Annotated in this window: 18 protein-coding genes and 2 pseudogenes; 7 read left to right on the top strand and 13 right to left on the bottom strand. The window is 69.3% G+C overall.

Annotated elements, in window-relative coordinates:
* Positions 1–147 precede the first annotated feature (147 nt).
* Positions 148–1,377 carry an erythromycin esterase family protein gene (locus ABZS42_RS22735; protein ID WP_355148337.1) on the bottom strand — a complete coding sequence of 410 codons (1,230 nt, stop codon included), beginning with the start codon at positions 1,375–1,377 and terminating at the stop codon, positions 148–150.
* A gap of 206 nt (positions 1,378–1,583) precedes the next feature.
* On the opposite strand from ABZS42_RS22735, the gene ABZS42_RS22740 reads away from it, so the two are divergent.
* Positions 1,584–1,952 carry a hypothetical protein gene (locus ABZS42_RS22740; protein ID WP_355148339.1) on the top strand — a complete coding sequence of 123 codons (369 nt, stop codon included), beginning with the start codon at positions 1,584–1,586 and terminating at the stop codon, positions 1,950–1,952.
* A gap of 75 nt (positions 1,953–2,027) precedes the next feature.
* Here ABZS42_RS22740 and ABZS42_RS22745 read toward each other — a convergent pair whose 3' ends face one another.
* Complete coding sequence (locus ABZS42_RS22745; protein WP_355148341.1) at positions 2,028–2,306, bottom strand: YciI family protein; 279 nt, start codon at positions 2,304–2,306, stop codon at positions 2,028–2,030.
* 59 nt (positions 2,307–2,365) lie between these two features.
* Here ABZS42_RS22745 and ABZS42_RS22750 point away from each other — a divergent pair, with 59 nt between their 5' ends.
* Positions 2,366–3,028, top strand: a complete 663-nt coding sequence (locus ABZS42_RS22750) for a Crp/Fnr family transcriptional regulator (RefSeq protein ID WP_355148343.1) — start codon at positions 2,366–2,368, stop codon at positions 3,026–3,028.
* Positions 3,029–3,157: 129 nt separating this feature from the next.
* On the opposite strand, the gene ABZS42_RS22755 is transcribed toward ABZS42_RS22750, so the two are convergent.
* The 7 genes from ABZS42_RS22755 to ABZS42_RS22785 form a co-directional block, all read right to left on the bottom strand.
* Entirely contained in the window at positions 3,158–3,613 is a 456-nt protein-coding gene (locus ABZS42_RS22755) for a DUF6069 family protein (RefSeq protein ID WP_355148345.1), read from the bottom strand.
* Positions 3,614–3,722: 109 nt separating this feature from the next.
* Positions 3,723–4,721: an RNA polymerase subunit sigma-70 gene (locus ABZS42_RS22760; RefSeq protein ID WP_355148347.1), complete on the bottom strand. Its 999-nt coding sequence runs from the start codon at positions 4,719–4,721 to the stop codon at positions 3,723–3,725.
* 208 nt (positions 4,722–4,929) lie between these two features.
* Positions 4,930–5,376 carry a hypothetical protein gene (locus tag ABZS42_RS22765; protein ID WP_355148349.1) on the bottom strand — a complete coding sequence of 149 codons (447 nt, stop codon included), beginning with the start codon at positions 5,374–5,376 and terminating at the stop codon, positions 4,930–4,932.
* Positions 5,377–5,406: 30 nt separating this feature from the next.
* The gene (locus ABZS42_RS22770) at positions 5,407–6,885 is read right to left on the bottom strand and encodes a hypothetical protein (RefSeq protein WP_355148351.1); all 1,479 of its coding nucleotides are present in this window, start codon (positions 6,883–6,885) and stop codon (positions 5,407–5,409) included.
* Between the two features lie 486 nt (positions 6,886–7,371).
* Complete coding sequence (locus tag ABZS42_RS22775) at positions 7,372–7,770, bottom strand: low temperature requirement protein A (protein ID WP_355148353.1); 399 nt, start codon at positions 7,768–7,770, stop codon at positions 7,372–7,374.
* 4 nt (positions 7,771–7,774) lie between these two features.
* Positions 7,775–8,548 carry a low temperature requirement protein A gene (locus tag ABZS42_RS22780; protein WP_355148355.1) on the bottom strand — a complete coding sequence of 258 codons (774 nt, stop codon included), beginning with the start codon at positions 8,546–8,548 and terminating at the stop codon, positions 7,775–7,777.
* 290 nt (positions 8,549–8,838) lie between these two features.
* The gene (locus ABZS42_RS22785; protein WP_355148357.1) at positions 8,839–9,993 is read right to left on the bottom strand and encodes a serine hydrolase domain-containing protein; all 1,155 of its coding nucleotides are present in this window, start codon (positions 9,991–9,993) and stop codon (positions 8,839–8,841) included.
* 153 nt (positions 9,994–10,146) lie between these two features.
* Here ABZS42_RS22785 and ABZS42_RS22790 point away from each other — a divergent pair.
* Positions 10,147–10,245, top strand: a pseudogene (locus ABZS42_RS22790) (ATP-binding protein); the annotation flags it as partial.
* Between the two features lie 192 nt (positions 10,246–10,437).
* On the top strand, positions 10,438–10,896 hold the full coding sequence (locus ABZS42_RS22795) for a hypothetical protein (RefSeq protein WP_355148359.1): 459 nt from the start codon (positions 10,438–10,440) through the stop codon (positions 10,894–10,896).
* Positions 10,897–11,192: 296 nt separating this feature from the next.
* Here the strand turns inward: ABZS42_RS22795 and ABZS42_RS22800 are convergent, their stop codons facing one another.
* Positions 11,193–13,106, bottom strand: a complete 1,914-nt coding sequence (locus tag ABZS42_RS22800; RefSeq protein WP_355148361.1) for a transketolase — start codon at positions 13,104–13,106, stop codon at positions 11,193–11,195.
* Positions 13,107–13,579: 473 nt separating this feature from the next.
* Between ABZS42_RS22800 and ABZS42_RS22805 the strand changes: the two genes are divergently transcribed.
* Positions 13,580–13,783 (top strand): cold-shock protein, encoded by a 204-nt coding sequence (locus ABZS42_RS22805; RefSeq protein WP_355148363.1) that lies wholly within the window; start codon positions 13,580–13,582, stop codon positions 13,781–13,783.
* A 427-nt stretch (positions 13,784–14,210) separates the two neighbouring features.
* Here ABZS42_RS22805 and ABZS42_RS22810 read toward each other — a convergent pair whose 3' ends face one another.
* Positions 14,211–15,251 (bottom strand): acyl-CoA desaturase, encoded by a 1,041-nt coding sequence (locus tag ABZS42_RS22810; RefSeq protein ID WP_355148365.1) that lies wholly within the window; start codon positions 15,249–15,251, stop codon positions 14,211–14,213.
* A 115-nt stretch (positions 15,252–15,366) separates the two neighbouring features.
* On the opposite strand from ABZS42_RS22810, the gene ABZS42_RS22815 reads away from it, so the two are divergent.
* Both ABZS42_RS22815 and ABZS42_RS22820 read left to right on the top strand, forming a co-directional pair.
* A complete protein-coding gene (locus tag ABZS42_RS22815; RefSeq protein WP_355148371.1) occupies positions 15,367–16,668 on the top strand; it encodes a sensor domain-containing protein in 1,302 nt (433 codons plus the stop codon).
* Complete coding sequence (locus ABZS42_RS22820; RefSeq protein WP_355148367.1) at positions 16,620–17,255, top strand: response regulator transcription factor; 636 nt, start codon at positions 16,620–16,622, stop codon at positions 17,253–17,255. The genes ABZS42_RS22815 and ABZS42_RS22820 overlap by 49 nt, the downstream gene beginning before the upstream one ends.
* A gap of 203 nt (positions 17,256–17,458) precedes the next feature.
* On the opposite strand, the gene ABZS42_RS22825 is transcribed toward ABZS42_RS22820, so the two are convergent.
* Together ABZS42_RS22825 and ABZS42_RS22830 are read right to left on the bottom strand one after the other, a co-directional pair.
* Positions 17,459–18,280: an alpha/beta hydrolase gene (locus tag ABZS42_RS22825; protein WP_355148369.1), complete on the bottom strand. Its 822-nt coding sequence runs from the start codon at positions 18,278–18,280 to the stop codon at positions 17,459–17,461.
* A gap of 188 nt (positions 18,281–18,468) precedes the next feature.
* A pseudogene (locus ABZS42_RS22830) lies at positions 18,469–18,681 on the bottom strand (MBL fold metallo-hydrolase); the annotation flags it as partial.

Below are 18,681 nucleotides of genomic sequence, written 5' to 3' on the forward strand. Positions count from 1 at the left end.
GGTACGTCAGGCTCGGTCGAGCCTGACGTACCGTGTCGTGGTCCTGTCAGGAGCGTCGTCCCGGCATCCACGCCACACGTTCCGGGCAGCTCGTCGGGTGGTCGCGAGTTGTGCCGGCCGGGTGCGGGAGCGAGAGCCGGTTCGTGGTCAGGTGTTCGGTGAACTCTGAAGGATCGGGCTCTGCCGGACGTCCTTGACGAAGAGGAGTCCGTCGATCTCGGCCAGGTGTGCGGGGTCCAGTGGCGCGTAGCCGTACCAGGGGGAGACGCGGTGAGCGGGCGTCGTGCCGGCAAGCGCGGCGGTCAGCCCATGGGTGTCGACCAGGCAACTCCGCTGCGGTAGCGCGTACAACCGGCCCTCGATGGTGTCCGGAGCTGGGGTGTCGACTCCCCGGTGGGGGATCGTGCCGAGGGCGGTGGCGAGGAAGGCGTATTCGTCGCCGAGGTGGGCGCTGACGATCGCGCCGGCGCTCCACCATCGCACCGGTAGATCACCCAGCCGCATGGTGCTCTCGTCCCGTTGCAGGTGGCTGTTGTGGGCGTTCACCAGTGTCGGGCCCCGTTCGGCGAGGCCGAGCAGGTTGGCGGCCATCATCGAGTCCCGCAGGCCGACCAGCCGCGGGATGCGGCCGGGTGACGTGTCGGCCATCCAGAAGTGGTAGCGCAGCAGCCCGACGGCGGTGCGACCGTACAGGCGTGCCCGGTCCCAGTCGTCCGGGGCGGACGTCGCGATCAGGTGTGGGGTCTGCGCATCGAGCAGGGCTACCAGGTCGTCGGCGAGCAGCCGCAGTTGGTCGGCCTCGGATGTCTGCCCCACGGACCGGGTCGGGTCCATCATCGCGACGCTGTCGGTCCATCGGTCGTCGGAGTCGAGCAGGCGGTCGAGCGTTTCCGCGGTGCAGGGAAGCAGGTTGGCGTCGACCCGGGCGGCGAGATAGGTGTGCAGCGCGGTGATCGCCTGCCGTGGGCTTGCCGCCGCGGTGATCTCCAGCGGGCCGTCGAAACCGGCGAAGCGCACCTGCTCCGACGTGGGCCGGCCGTCGTTGTACGCGCGCATCCAGCGGACCAGTTCGCGGTTGCCCGCGAAGGCGCCCCACTCGTGGCTGAAGCCGTGGCGCATGACGTGGTCGAGGATGCCGGTGCCCGAGGTGACGTAGTCGTCCACGAGTTGGCCCGTGATGCAGTCGCTCTCGATCGCGATCGTCCGGTAGCCCTCCTGCTCGACGAGTTGCCGAAAGAGATCGTTTCGCAGTTCGAGCAGGTCCTTCTCGCCGTGGGTGGGCTCGCCCAGGGCGAGCAGCCGCGGCTTGGCAGCGAGCAGTTTCACGACGGTCGCAGCGTCGACGGCATGGGTGGTTCCTGTGATGCCAGCAGTCATGACCTCGACGGTATCGTTGAACCAACGGTGGAAACTTCGCGTTGATTTCAGCGGGAAGATGCGGCGAAACCCTCAAAAGTGGGGTCAGCGCAGACTGGGGGTCCGGAGTCGAGCACACGGCGGAGATCCGGCACCGTTCGCGTTGACGGGTTCAACCTGGAGACGCTCACCGTGTCTCGCCTCGAACGTGTGCCACGATCCTGGCCATGCCGCACGCCCGACTCTTCTTCGACCCAGGATCCGGAGGCGTCCTGTGGCCGTCCGGTCCGCAGGACCAGCAGACCTTCGGCTATCCGGCGAGCCTGGCTGCGCTACCGATCAGCGCGGCCCTCCGGGATGAGCTGGCCCGGTTGGTCGAGTGGTACGACACCTCGTTGAACTGGGACTGTCCGCCTGACCCAGGACCTTGGCGCGAGCCGGAGTGCCGGGCGTTCAACGCGGCCGTTCGGCGTGCGTTCGACCAGCTGCACGTCGAACTCGGAGACCGATGGATCATCGCGAACGACTTCCAAGAGGTGTACGAGGATCCCGACCTCGATCGGTACCTCGCCGGCCCGGTCGACTTCCGGCGATGACCGGTCGGCCGTGAACGACGATGGCCGAGCTGGGCTCGGCCATCGTGATCCACGGGGTACCCGGGCCGGGACGGCTCAGGGTCGTCCGGGCTGGCCCGGCCCGACCACCGGCGACCATTCGCGTACCGAGGTCACTTCGACGCCGGGCGTGGTGTAGTAGGGATCCTCGGCGAGAATCTGCTCCACCCTCGCCCGGTCCGCGATGAAGACGAGCAGAGCGCCGGAGTCGTCCGCCCAGGGGCCCGAGGCGAGTACTTCGCCTGCCGCGTAGAGGGCGTGCAGCTGCTCCCGGTGGGCCGGTCGGGCATCGAGGCGCCGCGGATCGTCGGTGAAGCTGAGTTCGACACAGATCATGACCAGTACGGTAGGCAGCCGTTGACCGCGCCGCTGTATCGCGGGATACAGTCCGCGCAATGAGGGATCCGGGCCTGGCCAGGGTGCCGATGTTCCGGACGCTCGACGACACCCGGCTCGGCGAGATCGCGCGGCGGCACACGGCCCGGTCGGTTCCCGCCGGCGTCGTGCTGGCCCATGCCGGGGACCCGGCCGGACATCTTCTGGTCGTCGAGAGCGGCACCGTGTCCGCGGCCTGTCACGGTCGTGACGGGTCCCGGGTACGGTTCCCGACGGTCACCGGGCCTGCGGTGGTGGACAAGGCGGCGGTACTGGGCGGCGGCGGGCACACGGCGACCTGGACGACGACCTCCCCGTGCCGAGTTCGGCGGCTCCCGGCGACCCTGCTGCGCCAACTCATCGACACCGTGCCGTCGTTGCGTGATCACGTGCTGCGCCACCTGTCCGAGCAGGTCAACCAGGACCGGCGGGCCGTGGTCCGGCGTTCGTCCGGCCGTCCGGCGGTTCGGGTCGCTTCCTGGATCCTCGAGACCGGCCGGGAGAGGGCGGGCCGGGTCGGGCTACCCGGCTCGCAAGAGGGTCTCGGCGAGGAAATCGGTCTGTCTCGGGTGACCGTCAACCGGGCACTACACGACCTCGCCGCGTCCGGTCTGCTCCGGGTGGAACCAGGTGCCGTGGTGATTCTCGACCCTTCAGGGCTCGCCGCCGTCAGGGACGGCTAGCGCGCCTGGCCCCGTCCCAGCGCCCACCCACGTCGTGCCGCCGACCGTTACTGCGTCAAGCGCTGCCGCAGCTGGTCGAGCACCGCCGGTCAAGGACATCGACGTCCACGCCGCGGACCGCTTCGCACGTCAATCGGTCCGGGCGGGGAGGCCCCGCACCAGGGCGGGGATCATCACCGACGCGGCGACGAGGTGTAGCCCCAGAAGAGTGATGGTCGTGGTGGTGTCGGCCCCGGCGAGGACCGGTGGGACCATCGAGATCGCGGTCAGCGTCACCGCCGCCCAGAGGAACCGTCCGGCGGGGCGAGCGCTCCGCCGAAGCAGAGTGGCGGCGATGACGACGCCCACGACCGAGAAGACTCCGGTCACCACGGCGAAGCCGGGCAACGGGATCTTCTCACCACCGTCGGGGATCTCGAAATCGACACCGACGGCCTGGGCAAGCGCGGCAGCGAGGGTGGTGGCCGTCATCGCTGCGAGCGTGGCGAAAAGGCCGGTGACGGTGAGCCCGCGGAGTCGTCGGGTGTGGCTGACCCGGCCCGATGTCGGGCCTGCGATGACCGCGGTGTCATCCGCGCTGTTCATGTCGTCCTCCATCAACGGGCGTCGGGATGTGTCGACCGGCATGCGGGGCCATTGCGCCGCGACCACCGCGACACGCGCCCGCCGTGCAGCGTGAGCGTGCGCACCGGGACTACTCGGTGCCGTCCGCCGGCAGGTGCTCCGGCAACCCGAGCCGTGGGAACTGGTCGTCGTGGAAGATGGTGATCTCGGTGATCGCCTCGCCGGTGATGCGCAATACGTCGATGGTCAGCGGCAGGTACGCCCGCTCCTGCTCGCGCCAGAGGTAGAAGGCCATGGCGGGCTGCCGGTTGACGCAGGTGGGAACGGCGCGCATGCGCCCCAGGTCCGCGAAGCCGTCCGCGATCCAGTCGTTCACCACCGCGTCGCGGCCGACGTGCAGGCCCGGCGTGGGCGGCATCGAGTAGCGGACGTCGTCGCGCAGCATCACGGCGAGACCTTCGACGTCCTTGGCGATGCTGGCGTCGGCGAAGCGGCGTACCAGCTCGCGGGTCCGGGTGTCCATCTCGCGGCCGGTCCAGTCCTGCCGTTCGGCGGGCAGGTGCTCCCGCAGGCCGGCGCGGGCCCGCTGGAGTGCGCTGTTCACCGAGTTGACGGAGTCGCCGAGGAGTTCGGCCACGTCCTTCGCCGGCCAACCGAGCACGTCCCGCAGGATCAGCACGGCCCGCGGACGTGGTGCGAGGTGCTGGACCGCGACCAGGTACGCCAGCTCGATCGTCTCCCGCGCGACGGCGACGGTCTCCGGATCGTCCGCGTCGCCGGCGGGAAGCTCGTCGAGTAGCCGGTCGGGGTAGGGCTGCAGCCACCGCACCTCGCCGCCGGTCGCGGGCTGCGGGCGGCACTTCGCGAGCAGGTCCAGGCAGGCGTTGGTGGCGATCCGGTACAGCCAGGCCCCGAACGTCGACCGTCCCTCGAAGGTCTCCCGCCGCCGCCAGGCACGCAGGAACGTCTCCTGCACGGTGTCCTCGGCGTCTTCGAACGAACCGAGCATCCGGTAGCAGTGCACGTGCAGCTCCCGCCGGTGCCGCTCCGCCAGCCCCGAGAACGCCGGCTCGTCGACCTCGACCGAACCGCTCACGCCCAGCCCCTCCAGCCGCGTGTCCGCACTCATCAAGTCATCCTTCCGCCTCGTCGTCTTCCGTCGTAGGTATGACGGGTGCGGCTCATCACCCGGGCCGGCATGGCCGATCCGGTGACGGAGCGTTCCGAAGAAGTTGGGCCGTCACGGGTGCGGCCAGTGAGTACGTCGGCCGGTGTCCTCGCGGACGTGTCTACGTCGGTGCCGTCCGAGGCTGACGAGGTCCGGTGGTGGCCTGCCCTCACGCGCAGATCCGCCAGTCGTCGTCCTCCTTCACCAGGCTGAGCACCTGCGTCCCGCCGGAGCCGTCCGCCAGTACCCACCGCACGTGGACGTCGCCGCGAACTCGGCCGTTCATGTTGGTGACGTTCAGGCCGACGATCTCATAACTGGTGGCCGTGAACTGCCCGGACTGCTGGCGTACGAAATCGGCCTGGCTCTGCCCGCCTTGCAGCTGACCGCAGAGTTGCCCGTAGGCCGTCGGGAAGTCCCGCTCGACCATCGCCCCCGCGAAAGCGTCCACAGTCTCACGCGCCGGCCCATCGGCCTCCTGAGACAAGTTCCGCAGCATGATGCCGACGATCACGCCACCGACACAGCAGAGGGAGAGCACGACACCGACGACGACCAGCACCGTCCGCCTCGTACGCGGGTTCTTCGGTGGCACCATGATCGGTTCATATGCCATGTCAGCTCCGTAACCGGGCAACCAGAAGTGTCAGATGAAGGGGCCGACGCTGCCGGCGCCGAAACTGCTCGGCCAGGTGGTGGGATGCCAGGTCGACGACCGGTCACCCGGCGACGACGGCTCCTCGGGTGGCCAGGGATCCGGGCGGCCGGCCCTCGTCGCGACGACCCGGAAATGCTTGCGCCTGTACTCAGGACCTCGGTCCGTCAGGACGGCGCGTAGCTTCGTGCCGTCCGGGTCTTCCCGGTCGTACCGTTCGAACTGCTCGGTGAGGAAGAGCAGCGGGAGCAAATCCTGCTCGTCGTCTTCGGGCAGGTAGCCCGCGTCGACCACGGCGGCGACCGCCTCCCGCTTGAGCTTGAGGGCGCGATCGAGGATCGCCCTTCGCATCCATCGGCGTTCGAGATTGTCGACGGAGGGGTCGTCTGCGGGGCCGAGGTCGCGCAGCGACCGCCGCACGGCCGCGGCCACGTCGTCCGGCAGGTCCGTACTCAGGATCGCCAGGACCCGGCGGACGACCACGTCCACCTTGATTCTCGGCTCACGGGCGGAGCACGCCAGTTGCAGGACCCGCCGGTCCGGATCGGCTTCGCGATAGGCCGCGAACTGCCGGGTGAGCAGCAGGAAGACAGGCACCCAGGCGGGGTTGGCCGGCCTGTACCCGGCATCGCGAGCCGCGGCAATGGCTTCGGGGTCACCGTGCATCGCCCGGACACACACCACCGCGGCGCCCTCGCGGGACGACAGGTCATGCAGCGCGCGGCGGCACCGTTCGTGAACCTGCCCGGGCAGCCAGGTGCCGAGATACTCCAGCAGGCGCGGGGCCAAGGCACGCTCGTCGAATGCCGGCAGCAGGTCGAGCCGGTCCTTCAGCAGCGTGAGCAGAGCCAGGTCGATGTCGTCCGGTTCGGCGGGTCGCCGGGGCAGGTTCGGGTTGGCACTGATGAGCTCCAGGAAGGAGTTCGGTTCGCCTCCCAGCCACAGGCTGCATCGGGTCTCGTGGCCGGGCGGCGCCGCGCCGACGTAGGTCGGGCCTGGCCGCGCCCGCCACCGGAACTCGATTTCCAGGGCGTCCAGCAGGCCGGGCTGGTCGGTGACGGACAGCAGGTCGGCCAACCGTTGACGCAGTTCGGGGTCGGGGAACCCCAACGCGGCGTCGACCAGCTCCCGAACTTTCGGGTCGCCCGTGTATACGCCGTCCGGCGGGTCGACGGCGGTCTGCGGGAGGCACGCGGTCAGCCGGACCTGCGGCTGGTACGGGGACGTGGGGTCGGCCTCGAGCAGGAACTCCAGCACCGGGGCGACCCGCTTCGGTCGCTCGTGGGTGCCGAACCTGAAGCCCGCGTCGATCAGCAGGAACCATGCGCCGCGCCAGACCTCGTCGCGTTCGGCTCCACCGGCCGCCCACCACCGGTCGATCCGCTCGCGGGCCCGTCTGTCGCGCTCGTAGAGGGCGGCAGCCAGCACGTCCTGTACGCGCTTCTTTGCTCGCCATCGGCTGAACGGCATCTATCTATGATGCGTTGCTCGCGTATCGAAGGCCAGCGACTTGTTTGTCCCGGTGATCTTGACCAGGCCGCTGTTGCTCGGGAGAGTTCAGTCGACGTACGCGTGACGGTCTGTCGCCTCCCGCGTGCGCTGTCGTACCCGCTGGACCCGCCGTCCGAACCGGCACCGGTCGAGTTCATGGTCTTCCGAGCGGGTGATGGCAGACCGGTGTGAACCCTCCTGCTGGCCAACGGCCGCCGGCCGTACACCTGCCGTTGGCCGGCCTCGGCTAGCTTTCGCTAAACCAGGCCAAATCAACAGGAAAGTAGAGCAACATGAGCGCAATCCTCATCAAGATCGGTGTGGAGGTCCTTGCCAGCGTGCTGGTGGGCCTCGTCGTGACGCTCGCCAGGCGGGCGTTCCCCGCAGCCTGACCGCCCAACGCATCCGCGGAATCTGCGAGCCGTTGGCCGCAGACCTCCAGCGCGCCCGCTGCGACCAGCCCGTTCAGGTGCCACGCCGGTGGACACGCGATGGGTTGCGGGCCTCCGGGCTGAGCCACTCGTGTGCGACCAGGGCGAGCAGGAAGGCGGCCAGGAGGCCGAGCGCGGCGAGCGCGGGTAGCTTCCGGGCGGCAGGTATCAGGAGGATGGCCAAGCCGACCGCGATGATCTGTCGTTGGCTGGATTCGCCGGCGGTCATCCTGAGAAAGGCCAGCCGGGCACCGAGGTACAGAGCGGTCCCACCGAACATTGCCCCGGTGTCTATCCAGGCCAGCTCCATCTCGGCCCCGCGCTCGGCCGGCCCGTGCGTCAGTTGGTCGAGTACCTGCTCGATACCCAAGGCCATGTAGATGACCCCGATGACCAGCGGGAAGTGAACCAGGCTGTACGCGTTGACCGCCAAGCGATCACGAGGGGGCCCTCGCCAACGCCTCGGCGGCCGCGACCGCCGAATTCTCGTAATACAGTCGCCACAGGCAGATCGTGACGACCAAGCCCAGCAGCGCCGCGAGTACGACGGTGCCGCGAACCCTTTGCAATCCGACGCCAGCGTTCACCGAGATCAGAGACTCGCCCAGCGCGATGATCAGGACCAGGCTGTGCCGCTCCGTGAAGTGGCCGGGGCTGTGCAGTGTCCACCTGCCGAAAGTCGAGGACAGGAACGCGCCACCGTAATCGATCACGATCGCGACCGCCCAGAGCACCACCTGTGCGGTGCCGCCGAGTAGCGCGCCGACGATCAACGGTATCCAAGCGATCACCGATACAAGGAGGTAGATGCGCAGGGCGCGTCGGCGGCTCTCTTCAGCGACCGAAAAGTACACCACGAAGTGCACGACGCGCAGCACTATGTAGGCGCCGACCAGCGCCATGGGCCCGTTCGTGGATCCGCCCGGCGGCGGCCAGGCGTTCGGGATCACCAGCGCGGCGACGAACACTGCCCCCATCGCGATCGTCGTTCCGGTGCGGATCCGCCCGATGTCGGCACGGGCGCTGTTGCCCAACCAGGTGTAGTTGTTCCAGCACACCCACAGCAGAGCCAGGACGAGCAGACCCTGCCCCAGCCGGAGAGGCGTGAGCCGGTCACCCATGAACGCGATGACCCGGGTGAGCGCGAAGACGAACACGAGATCGAAGAAGATCTCAAAAAGCGTCGTCCGGTGGGTCTCTTCGGTCAGCACCAACGCACTCGATCGGAAGAATCCCGATCGAGTGCGTTGGGACCGATCGCCCTGCACGCTCCCATCGTCCGCGACGATTTGCCCGGCAACAGGGCGAATCGCGATTTGCCCGCCCTGCCCCCAACCGGCCATGGCCGGAAGGCAGGCGCGGCCGATGCGCGGTGGCATCGCCGCACCGACCGCTACGCGGTCGAACCCCAACACATCCACCGCCCGGTCGACGGCGCCACGAAGAGCCTCCCCGCCGCCGACCGGGTGTGCATCTACTGCCGTTCTTTCCCCGCCGGCTGTCAGGCGCAGATCAGGTCGTCCAGCAGTGCCATCTCCCGCTGCATGACCGCCGGCGCCCGGTCCGGGTCGGCCAGCACGGTGGCCCGGTAGAAGACCGCCGAGCGGTGCCCGTCCGGGGTGACCGCGTTGAGGGTGCTCACCCCGGGCATGTCGCCGAAGTGCGCCCAGTAGCCGCCGCAGCGGTTGGGTATCCACATGATGCCCAGCCCGTAGGCGATTCCGGGCCGGACCTCCTGGACCGCCTCGGCCAGCACGGTTCGGTGCAGCTCGGCCATCTGTCCCGGCCGCAACAGCTGGCCGCGCCCCAACGCCTGCCAGAAGCGGGCCAGGTCGTTGGTGGTGCTGACCAGGCCGCCGGCCGAGGCGGCCACGGTTGGATTGAAGACGGTCGTGTCGACCATCGGGCCGTCCGGCGTGAACTGCTGGTACGCCTCGGCGTGAGGCTGGGGCAGCGTCGGTCGGTCGCCGGGGTAGAACGTACGGGTCAGGCGCAGCGGCACCAGGATCCGGGAGCGAACCTCGGTGTACCACCGGTGTCCGGTGACCCGTTCGATGAGCATCCCGGCGACGAGATAGTTGGTGTTCGAATAGCTCCAGTGTGTGCCGGCGGCGAACAGTGGCGGGTGCTGCATCGCCATCGCCACCAGTTGCGCCTCGGTGTAGTGGTCGAACCGGTGCTCCAGGAACTCGCCGGCCGACTGCAACGCGGGGAGGTCACCGGTGGGGTCGTAGAGACCGCTGGTGTGCTGCAGGACCTGGCGTACGGTGACGTGCCCGCCGTCGTTGCCGTTGCCGTCGACGACACCTCGCAGCCACTGGTCGATCGGGTCGTCCAGCCTGATCCGGCCCTCGCCGACGAGCTGAAGCAGCACCACCGAGACGAAGGTCTTTGTTTCGCTGCCGATCCGGAAGTATCCGTCGATCGGCATCGGTGCGTCGGTGTCCAGGTCGGCGACACCGCTGCGGGCCACCGTCGTCCGGCCCCCGTCGCGGACCAGGCCCTGCGTCCCGGATACGCCGAGGCCGTGCAGATCGTCGAGGCCGTGCTGCAGCACGGTGACCGTGGATCGGTGATCCGGGGCCGGCGGCGCAGTCCACCCGGCCGCACCGCCGATCGCCGCGGCCAGCATCGCACCGGCGGTAGCGGCCGCCACGGCCCTGCGCCACCTCACCGTTCTTCGGACTGCGGAACGTGCGTTCACGTCGAGGCTCCTTTCGGGGGAAAAGCGTGCCTCGACCGTATGAAGGTCGCCGATGGCTGCACCAGCCGGAGAACCCGAAGCCCGACATGGGGCTAGCCCCCCTACCTGTACCTCTTCTCCACTCCTGGACAGGACCTGTTCTGGTTCGTCCGGGACGAGCTAGCGCTCGTCGCCCACGGCGCGGTGGTTCTCGCTGACACCCGCCCGTCTCGCCTACGAGTTGGGGCAGACGCTGGCAGGCGACGTCCTCTCGTCCAGCAGCCCTGACAACCTGGTGGCGAGCCCGCGTGCTGCCGGAATCGCCATGGTCGCTGACCTCGCCGAATTGTCAAGGCCGCTGGGGCAGGGCGATTGCGTCATGCCCCGGTACCTCCTGGTTGCCGTACGATCGGCGCCATGTCCGAGCCGCTTCCGCGCTGGTGTGAAGAGACCTGCGTCGTGTGTCCCGCCCAGCAGCTCGGGCCGGGCCAGTTCGACGTGGCCGACCGTCCCGGACCCGACTTCACGTACCGCCCAAACCTCGGGTGGCGCGCCACCACCGACGGCGTCGCCGTCTGCGTTCACCCTTACCGGGTGAGCCTTCCACCCGGCCGGTACGCCTCAGCCGCCGAACCGATCCCCGACCAGGCGCCCCGGCCGGCACCGACACCGGAGGCTCTGGAGCTGCCCGCCGACGTGATGGATCTGGAAGGCTGGATCGTCGCCGTGCTGCGGGCCGCACCCGTCGACCAGATCTTCAGCGCGTCCGCCCGTGCTGAACGGCTGGCCACAGAGCGGTTCGGGGCGAAGGCGACGGTGGAGGCCCTGCGACGGGTGCTGCCGACGGAGTTGGCTGCCCGCTTACCCCGGCCGTGACCGGCTCCGGCTGATCAAAGACGGCCGGTCCGGCGAGGTTCACAGCTCTTGCCGCAGACAACAGGGCCGCCCCAGGTAGCCGCCAGAGGACGTCACCGTAGGCGACCCGTACTCTCCCGCATGGAGTACGGCAGTAACCTGCCGCCGCGTCGGGCGCACCCGTCGACCGGCGCGAGCACCTGCCGCCCGCGTCAGCCTTTCGCGCACGCCCTGCACGCGGCCGCGCCGCGGCGTGCCGATCGTCCGACGTCCGTCCCCTGATCGGCGCGACCGATCCTCGTACGGGTGGCGCTGAGTCAGCCGTCCACCAGCTGCCGGGCGGCGGAGGCGATGTGATCGGCGTCGATCCCCGCCCAGGCGAGCTGCTCCTTGCTCGACCCGGAGCCCGGCATGCCGCGTACCGCGAGATGGACGAGGGCCGGCAGGGCGCTCCCGCCCGCGACGAGGCTGTCCTTGACCGCCGAGCCGAGGCCGCCCTCGGCGCGGTGGTCCTCCGCGACGACGATCCGTCCGGTGGTGGCCGCCGCGGCGGCGATGGCCTCGTTGTCGATCGGCTTGACCGAGTAGCAGTCGATGACTCGGGCCCGGATCCCCTCACCCGCCAGGGTCTCCGCGGCTGCGAGGCAGGCGTGCAGGGTGACGCCGGCGCCGACGAGCGTCACCTCGTCCTGGTCGGACGAGCGCAACATCTTGGACCCACCGACCGGGAAGCTCTCTCCGTCGGGGTAGAGCACCGGGTACTTGCCGCGGGTGGTGCGCAGGTAGCTGATCCCCGGGAGCACGGCCATCGCCTGGGTGAGGGCCACCGTGCTGGTCGCATCGCTGGGATAGAGGACCGTCGAACCGTCCAGCGCGCGCATCATCGCGAGGTCCTCGAGACCCATCTGGGACGGTCCGTCGGGGCCGATCTCGACGCCGGCGTGCGACCCGACCAGGCACAGGTCGACGCCGGAGACGGTGCCCATCCGGATGAAGTCGTACGCCCGGGTCAGGAACGCGGCGAAGGTGGATGCGAAGGGGCGGTAACCGCGGACCGCGAGCCCGGTCGCCGCGGCCACCAGCTGCTGTTCGGCGATGAACATCTCGAAGTACCGTTCGGGATGGGCATGCGCGAACTCGAAGGCGTACGTGGAGTTGCTGACCTCGCCGTCGAGGGCGACGATGCGCGGGTTCTTGGCGCCGAGAGCGACCAGGGCGTCGCCGTACGCCTTGCGGGTGGGCACCTTCTGGCCCAGGTCGTACCGGGCGGGCGTCGCCGGTTCGGTCGGTTGGGTGGTGACGGGGCGGGCCGCCGGGCCGCTGGTGGGGCTGGAACCGTCGACGGGTGCCGACTCGGGCCGTGGCCCCCGCACCGTCAGGTGGCGTTCGCCCCCGAGTTCGCGGATGGCCCGCTCCGCCATGTCCGGCGGGAACGGCTTGCCGTGCCAGTCGTTGCTGTCCTCGACCTCGGAGAACCCGCGACCCTTGATCGTGCGAGCCAGGATCACCGTGGGTCGGTCCCCGCTCGGGTCCGCGGCCGTGGCCATCGCGTTGTCGATGGCGGCAAGGTCGTGGCCGTCGACGACGAGCACCCGGGCGCCGAACGCCTCGGCGCGGCGTGCGTACGTGTCGAGGTCCCAGCCCAGTTCGGTGGCGCCGCGCTGGCCCAGCCGGTTGACGTCGACCATGGTCACGAGGTTGGCGAGCTGGTAGTAGGAGGCCTTGTCCAGCGCCTCCCAGATGGAGCCCTCCGCCATCTCGCTGTCGCCGCAGAGCACCCATACCCGGTAGGGCCGCTTGTCGAGGTACTTCCCGGCGAGGGCGATTCCGACGCCGTCGGGCAGCCCCTGGCCGAGCGAGCCCGTGGCGACGTCGACCCAGGGCAGGGCGGGTGTGGGGTGGCCCTGCAGGCGCTGCCCGAACCGGCGGTAACCCTGCATCAGCTCGTCGTCGGAGATGGCCCCGGCCGCCTTGAACAGCGAGTACAGCAACGGGGAGGCGTGTCCCTTGGACAGGATGAGGTGGTCGTTCTCCGGCGAGCGGGGGTCCTCCCAGTCGTACCGCAGGTGCCGGGTCAGCAGCACGGCGAACAGGTCGGCAGCGGACATGCCGGAGGTCGGGTGCCCGGACCCGGCGCTGGTGCTGGACCGGATCGAGTCGACCCTGAGCTGGGCGGCCACCTCGGCGGCAGTGTCGAGGCCGATGGTGGCGGTGGGCGCGGTGAGGGTCACGGTGCCTCCTGTTACTGCGCGAACCGATGCTGCCGCCGCGCTTACCCCCGACAGCCTGGATCAGACGTCGGTCGGCCTGCCGTGCCGGTGCTGGGAAACCCACCCTGAACGCCTTCGAGGACGTCCGGCACGGGCCAGTGATTCGCGGTATTCGGGAGCGTGGCAATGACACACCTGATCGGCGCGTCGGCTCGGGGGGGGCGGAGGCGTCGCAGCGACCTGCGTTGCGTCGCGGGGCGAAGTGCTGTGGCGGAGGCCGCGTACATGGATTTGGCGGCGCGCGCCGAATTCTGTGCTACGGTTACCGCGTTGCAGTCTTGATTTCCGTTGACGTTTCGGCGCCTGATGGGTCATCCAGAACCCGCAGGCGCTTTTTTCGTTCTCGTTTTCGTGTCGTTTCCGACGCGGGTGATCAACGCGGCGGCGTGCGAGTCCGCATAGTGCGTTCTCCGACAGCCTGCGAAGGAGCAGACATGGCTACAGGTACCGTGAAGTGGTTCAACGGCGACAAGGGCTTCGGCTTCATCAGCCAGGACGGCGGCGGCGACGACGTCTTCGCGCATTTCTCGGCGATCTCGGCGAGCGGCTTCCGCAGCCTTGAGGAGAACCAGCGGGTGGAGTTCGAAATCACCCAGGGCCCGAAGGGCCCGCAGGCGTCGGATATCCGTTCGCTCTGATTCACGCTTTGCCGCGGCGGCCTGACTGGTTCAGCAGGCCGCCGTTTGGCGTCTCATTGTGAACGGCTGTTCAGATAGGCGGCGTGGAAAGCGTCGGCATTCAGGTGGGCGCCGGCCCACCCCTGCTATCTGGACACCGTCGTCGACCTGCGCTCTGCCGCGCGTCGCAAGCTCGCCCGGCCGTGTCCCGTGCTCCCCGCAGGGTCAGGACGGTTACGAGTCGATCCTGGCCGCTTGAACGAGCTGTGCCATCGTCTCCCCGGCGCCAGCGCCGGGGAGACCAGGAGACTTCGCCGACCGTTGTTCGAACGTCGCACGCGGGGAGGGCGGCACGGCGTGCGGGTGCCACCGCGTCGTGCGGCCGGCGAGGGCTGGTGGCCCCGACCGTCCGACCCTCTCGGCAGCAGGGGGTGCCTTTCGGTGCGGTTCAGCCGGATCGGCGTGCGGCGTGTTCGGCGCGGGCTGGTGCGCCCACCTCGTGCAGGTACTGCAGGGCTTCGCGGTAAGAGGTGACCAGACTGGTTTGTTCGTAGGCGACACCGATCTCGGCGCAGTACGCCTGCACGATCGGCTGGGCCTTGCGCAGGTTGGGGGTCGGCATGCCGGGGAACAGGTGGTGCTCGATCTGGTAGTTCAAACCGCCCAGCGCGGCGTCGGTCAGCCAGCCACCGCGGACGTTGCGGGAAGTCAGCACCTGCTTGCGCAGGTAGTCCTCGTCGCCGGTCGGGTGCGGCATGCCCTTGTGGTTGGGTGCGAACGTCATGCCGAGGTAGACGCCGAACAGTGCCTGGTGGACGAGCAGGAAGGCGATGGCCTGCAACGGTGAGAGCACGATCAGCAGTGCCGAGAGGTAGCCGATGGCGTGCAGGATCAGCAGCGCGCTTTCCAGGCGCCGGCGCTTCACCGTGCCGTTGCGCAGCGACTTGATGCTGGAGACCTTCAGGTCGATGGCGAGCAGGGTCAGCAGCGGGAAGAACAGCGCGGCCTGATGCCGGGTGATGAAACCCTTCAGCCCGCGTCGACCCAGGGCCGACTCGGTGGCCCAGATGAGTACCTCAGGGGCGACGTCAGGGTCGAGGTCGTCGTGATTGGGGTTGTTGTGGTGACGGGTGTGCTTGTCCATCCACCACCCGTAGCTCATCCCGACGCCGAGGTTCCCGGCGATCCGCCCGGCGACTTCGCTGGGCCGTTTGGTGCGGAACACCTGGCGGTGCGCCAGGTCGTGCGCCACGAGGGCGACCTGGGTGAAGGTGACTGCGAGGAACGCGGCCGTCACCAGCTGCCACCAGGACGAGCCGATTACGACGAACGCCGTCCAGCCGCCGAGCAACATGAGTGTGACGACGGTCAGCCGGGCGACGTAGTACGCGGGTCGCCGCTGCATCAGCCCCTCGCCGGTGATCCGGCGGGACAGGACGGCGAAATCACTGCCGGTCGCAGTCCGCGGCGGCTCCATGGTGATCGTCATGTTTCTATCAAAGCGCCTGATGTCCGGTGCGTCAGGAGCGCTACGCCCTCCGGCATGGGGGTGCTGGCACCACCATTCGAGCCACGCACCGGCGGGCACAATATGATCTGTGGAGATGGTTGTGGCGGGCGGACGGACGGGCCGATGGGTTCGGCGCGGTGCGCGCTCAGGGTTGGGCGGCCTGGCCGCGATCGGCCTGGCGCTCACCAACATCCCGCTGCTCGTCATGTCGCTCGTCGCGCTGGCCCTGGCACCGGTGCCGTTCCTCGGGTTGGCGTTGGTGCCCTGGACGATGACACTGATCCGGATGCGCGCCGATCTCGAGCGCAGACGTGCCTCGCGTGCCGGTGTACTGGTGACCCGCCCCTACCATCCGCCCCCGGAACGGGCGGTGGCCGGTGGCTGGCGGCGCTTCCGGTGGACGGTGACGGACCCGGCCACCTGGCGCGACCTCGCCTGGCTTGCGCCGGGCGCGATCGTCGGGTTCACGCTCGGGACGATCGGTGTGGTCGTGCCGTTGTACGGGCTCGCGGGTCTGACTCTGACGCCGTTGTGGATCTGGCTCGGCACCGGCTGGTACGGCTACGGCGGCATCTGGTCCATCGACACGTTCGGCGCCGGTTTGCTCTGCGTACCGCAGGGCGCCGTCATCCTCGCCGCCGGCCTGTGGGCGGCGCCGTGGCTGCGTCGCGTCGATGCCCACTTCGCCCGGCTCTTCCTCGCGCCCACCAGGGCCGTCGAACTCCGGCTGCGCGTCATGCAGCTGACCGTGACGCGTGCCGGCACCGTGGATGCTCAAGCGGCCGAATTGCGCCGCATCGAACGCGACCTGCACGACGGTGTGCAGGCCCGGCTGGTCGCGCTGAGCATGGTGATCGGCCTGGCCGACACACTCATCGACCGGAACCCGGCCGAGGCACACAAGCTGCTCGCCGAGGCGCGCGAGTCCGGGGTCGCGGCGCTGGACGAGCTGAGGCACCTCGTCCGTGGCCTTCACCCGCCGGTGCTCGCCGAACGTGGACTCGGCGGCGCCGTCCGTGCGCTTGCGCTCAGCCTGCCGGTGCCGATCACGGTCGACATCGAGTTGCCCGGACGGCCTGACACACCCGTCGAGTCGGCCGCGTACTTCGCGGTCGCCGAGGCGCTGGCCAACATGATTCGGCACAGCCGCGCCCAAACCGCATCGGTGTCGATGCGTCACGCGAACGGTGCGTTGACGATGGTGGTCACCGACGACGGTGAAGGAGGCGCCGACCCCGAGGCCGGCACCGGTCTGCGCGGTATCGAACGTCGGCTCGCCGCGTTCGATGGCACGATCGCCCTGTCCAGCCCACCCGGTGGACCCACCGTCGTCACCATGGAGTTGCCGTGCGCGTTGTCATCGCCGAGGACCATGCCCTCCTCCGTGACGGGCTGACCCGGCTCCTGCAGGCCTTCGACTTCGACGTCGTCGCGGCCGTCGACAACGGCCCGGCCCTGCTGCCCGCCCTGATCACACACAAGCCCCAGGTGGCGGTCATCGACGTCCGCCTTCCCCCGACGTTCACCGACGAGGGCCTGCAATGCGCGATCGCGGCGCGCACCCAGATGCCCGGCCTGCCGATCCTCATGCTCTCCCAGCACGTCGAGCCCCTGTACGCCCGCGAACTGCTCAGCACCCCGGACGGCGGTTTGGGCTACCTCCTCAAGGACCGTGTGTCCAACGTCGGTGAGTTCGTCGACGCCGTCCGCCGGGTCGCCGGCGGCGGCACCGCGATGGACCCCGAGGTGATCTCGCAACTGCTCGCCCGCCGGGAGCCGCTGGCGGTGCTCACCACCCGTGAGCGCGAAGTGCTCGGCAAAATGGCTGAAGGGCGCTCCAACGCCGCGATCGCGGTTCAGCTCCGCATCACCGAGAAGGCAGTGAGCAAACACATCAACAACATTCTCGCCAAGCTGGACATGCCGCCGTCCGACGACGACAACCGTCGAGTCCTCGCCGTTCTGGCATACCTCGACGCCTGACGCCTGACGACGGGCGACAGGCGACAGGCGCCGGGCGACAGGCGCCGGGCGACGCGCGCCTGGCGACGGGCGACGGGCGACGGGCGACGGGCGACGGTAAGAGCGTCCCCTAGCCCGTCGGCGGCAGGGGAGCGTCGCCCCGGACGGCGCCCGCTGACGGCCGTCCGGGTCGCTCCAGCCGCGTCCCCCGGACAGGTCGCGGGTCAGCTGCGCAGGAAGGCGAGCAGATCCTTGTTGATCTGGTCCTGAAGCGTGGCGGTCATCCCGTGCGGCGCGCCGGGGTAGTAGATCTCCTGGACGTTCGCGACGAGTTTGGCGGTCTTGTGTGCCGAGTCCTTCACCGGGACGATCTGGTCGTCCTCGCCGTGCATCACCAGGGTCGGGATGTCGAACTTGGCAAGGTCGTCGCGGAAGTCCGTCTCCGAGAACGCCTTGATGCTCTCGTACGCGTTCTTCATCCCGGCCTGCATGCTCCAGAGCCAGAACTGGTCGAGGATGCCCTTTGACACGGTGGCGCCGGAACGGTTGGCGCCGTAGAACATCTGCGCCAGGTCCTGATAGAACTGCGACCGATCCTGGAACAGTTGCGCGCGCAGATCGTCGAAGGCGCTGATCGGCAGGCCCTCGGGATTGTCCGGGCCCTGCACCATGATCGGTGGCACCGCGGAGATGAGCACCGCCTTCGCGACTCGGCCGGTCCCGTGTCTCCCGATGTAGCGGGCCACCTCGCCGCCACCGGTCGAATGCCCGACGAGCGTCGCATCGGTCAGGTCGAGGGCTTCGATCACCGCGGCGAGGTCGTCGGCGTACCCGTCCATGTCGTTGCCGGCAGAGGCCTGGCCGGAGCGGCCGTGCCCCCGGCGGTCGTGGGCCACGACCCGGAACCCGTTCTGGGCCAGGAACAGCATCTGGCCGTCCCACGCGTCCGCGCTCAACGGCCATCCGTGCGAGAACGTGACGACCGGCCCACTGCCCCAGTCCTTGTAGTAGATCTCCGTGCCGTCCTTCGCAGTGACGAAACCCATGCCTTCCCCCCACCTGGTGGACCGGCGACCGACGGTCCGACGACCCCCGCCATCGGTCCACGCCGTGCCGGGCGTGCTCATCCCGTCCACGCGGTGGTTCCCCATCCGCCCGCCTTTTCACGAGCGGGAGTACGACGGAAGTTTCGCCATGTCCTTGATGCGCGGATTTGCCGGTTGCTGGGACACGCTCAGCGGATTGTCACCGACTCCCCGACCGGGATGCGCGCGTACTCGGTGCCGCCCTTGAAGTCCAGCCAGCCGTCGAAGTATTCCTGGCCGAGGTCGTTGAGGGTGGCGTCGTGGATCGGGAACGCGCGCTTCGGCCGTACCGCCCGCACGAAGTCCAACGCCTCGGAGAGCTTGAGCCAGGGTGCGGCAGCCGGCACGAGCAGCGTCGCCAC

It is taken from the genome of Micromonospora sp. NPDC005367 (assembly GCF_040606825.1).
In the GTDB taxonomy this organism is placed as follows: domain Bacteria; phylum Actinomycetota; class Actinomycetes; order Mycobacteriales; family Micromonosporaceae; genus Micromonospora.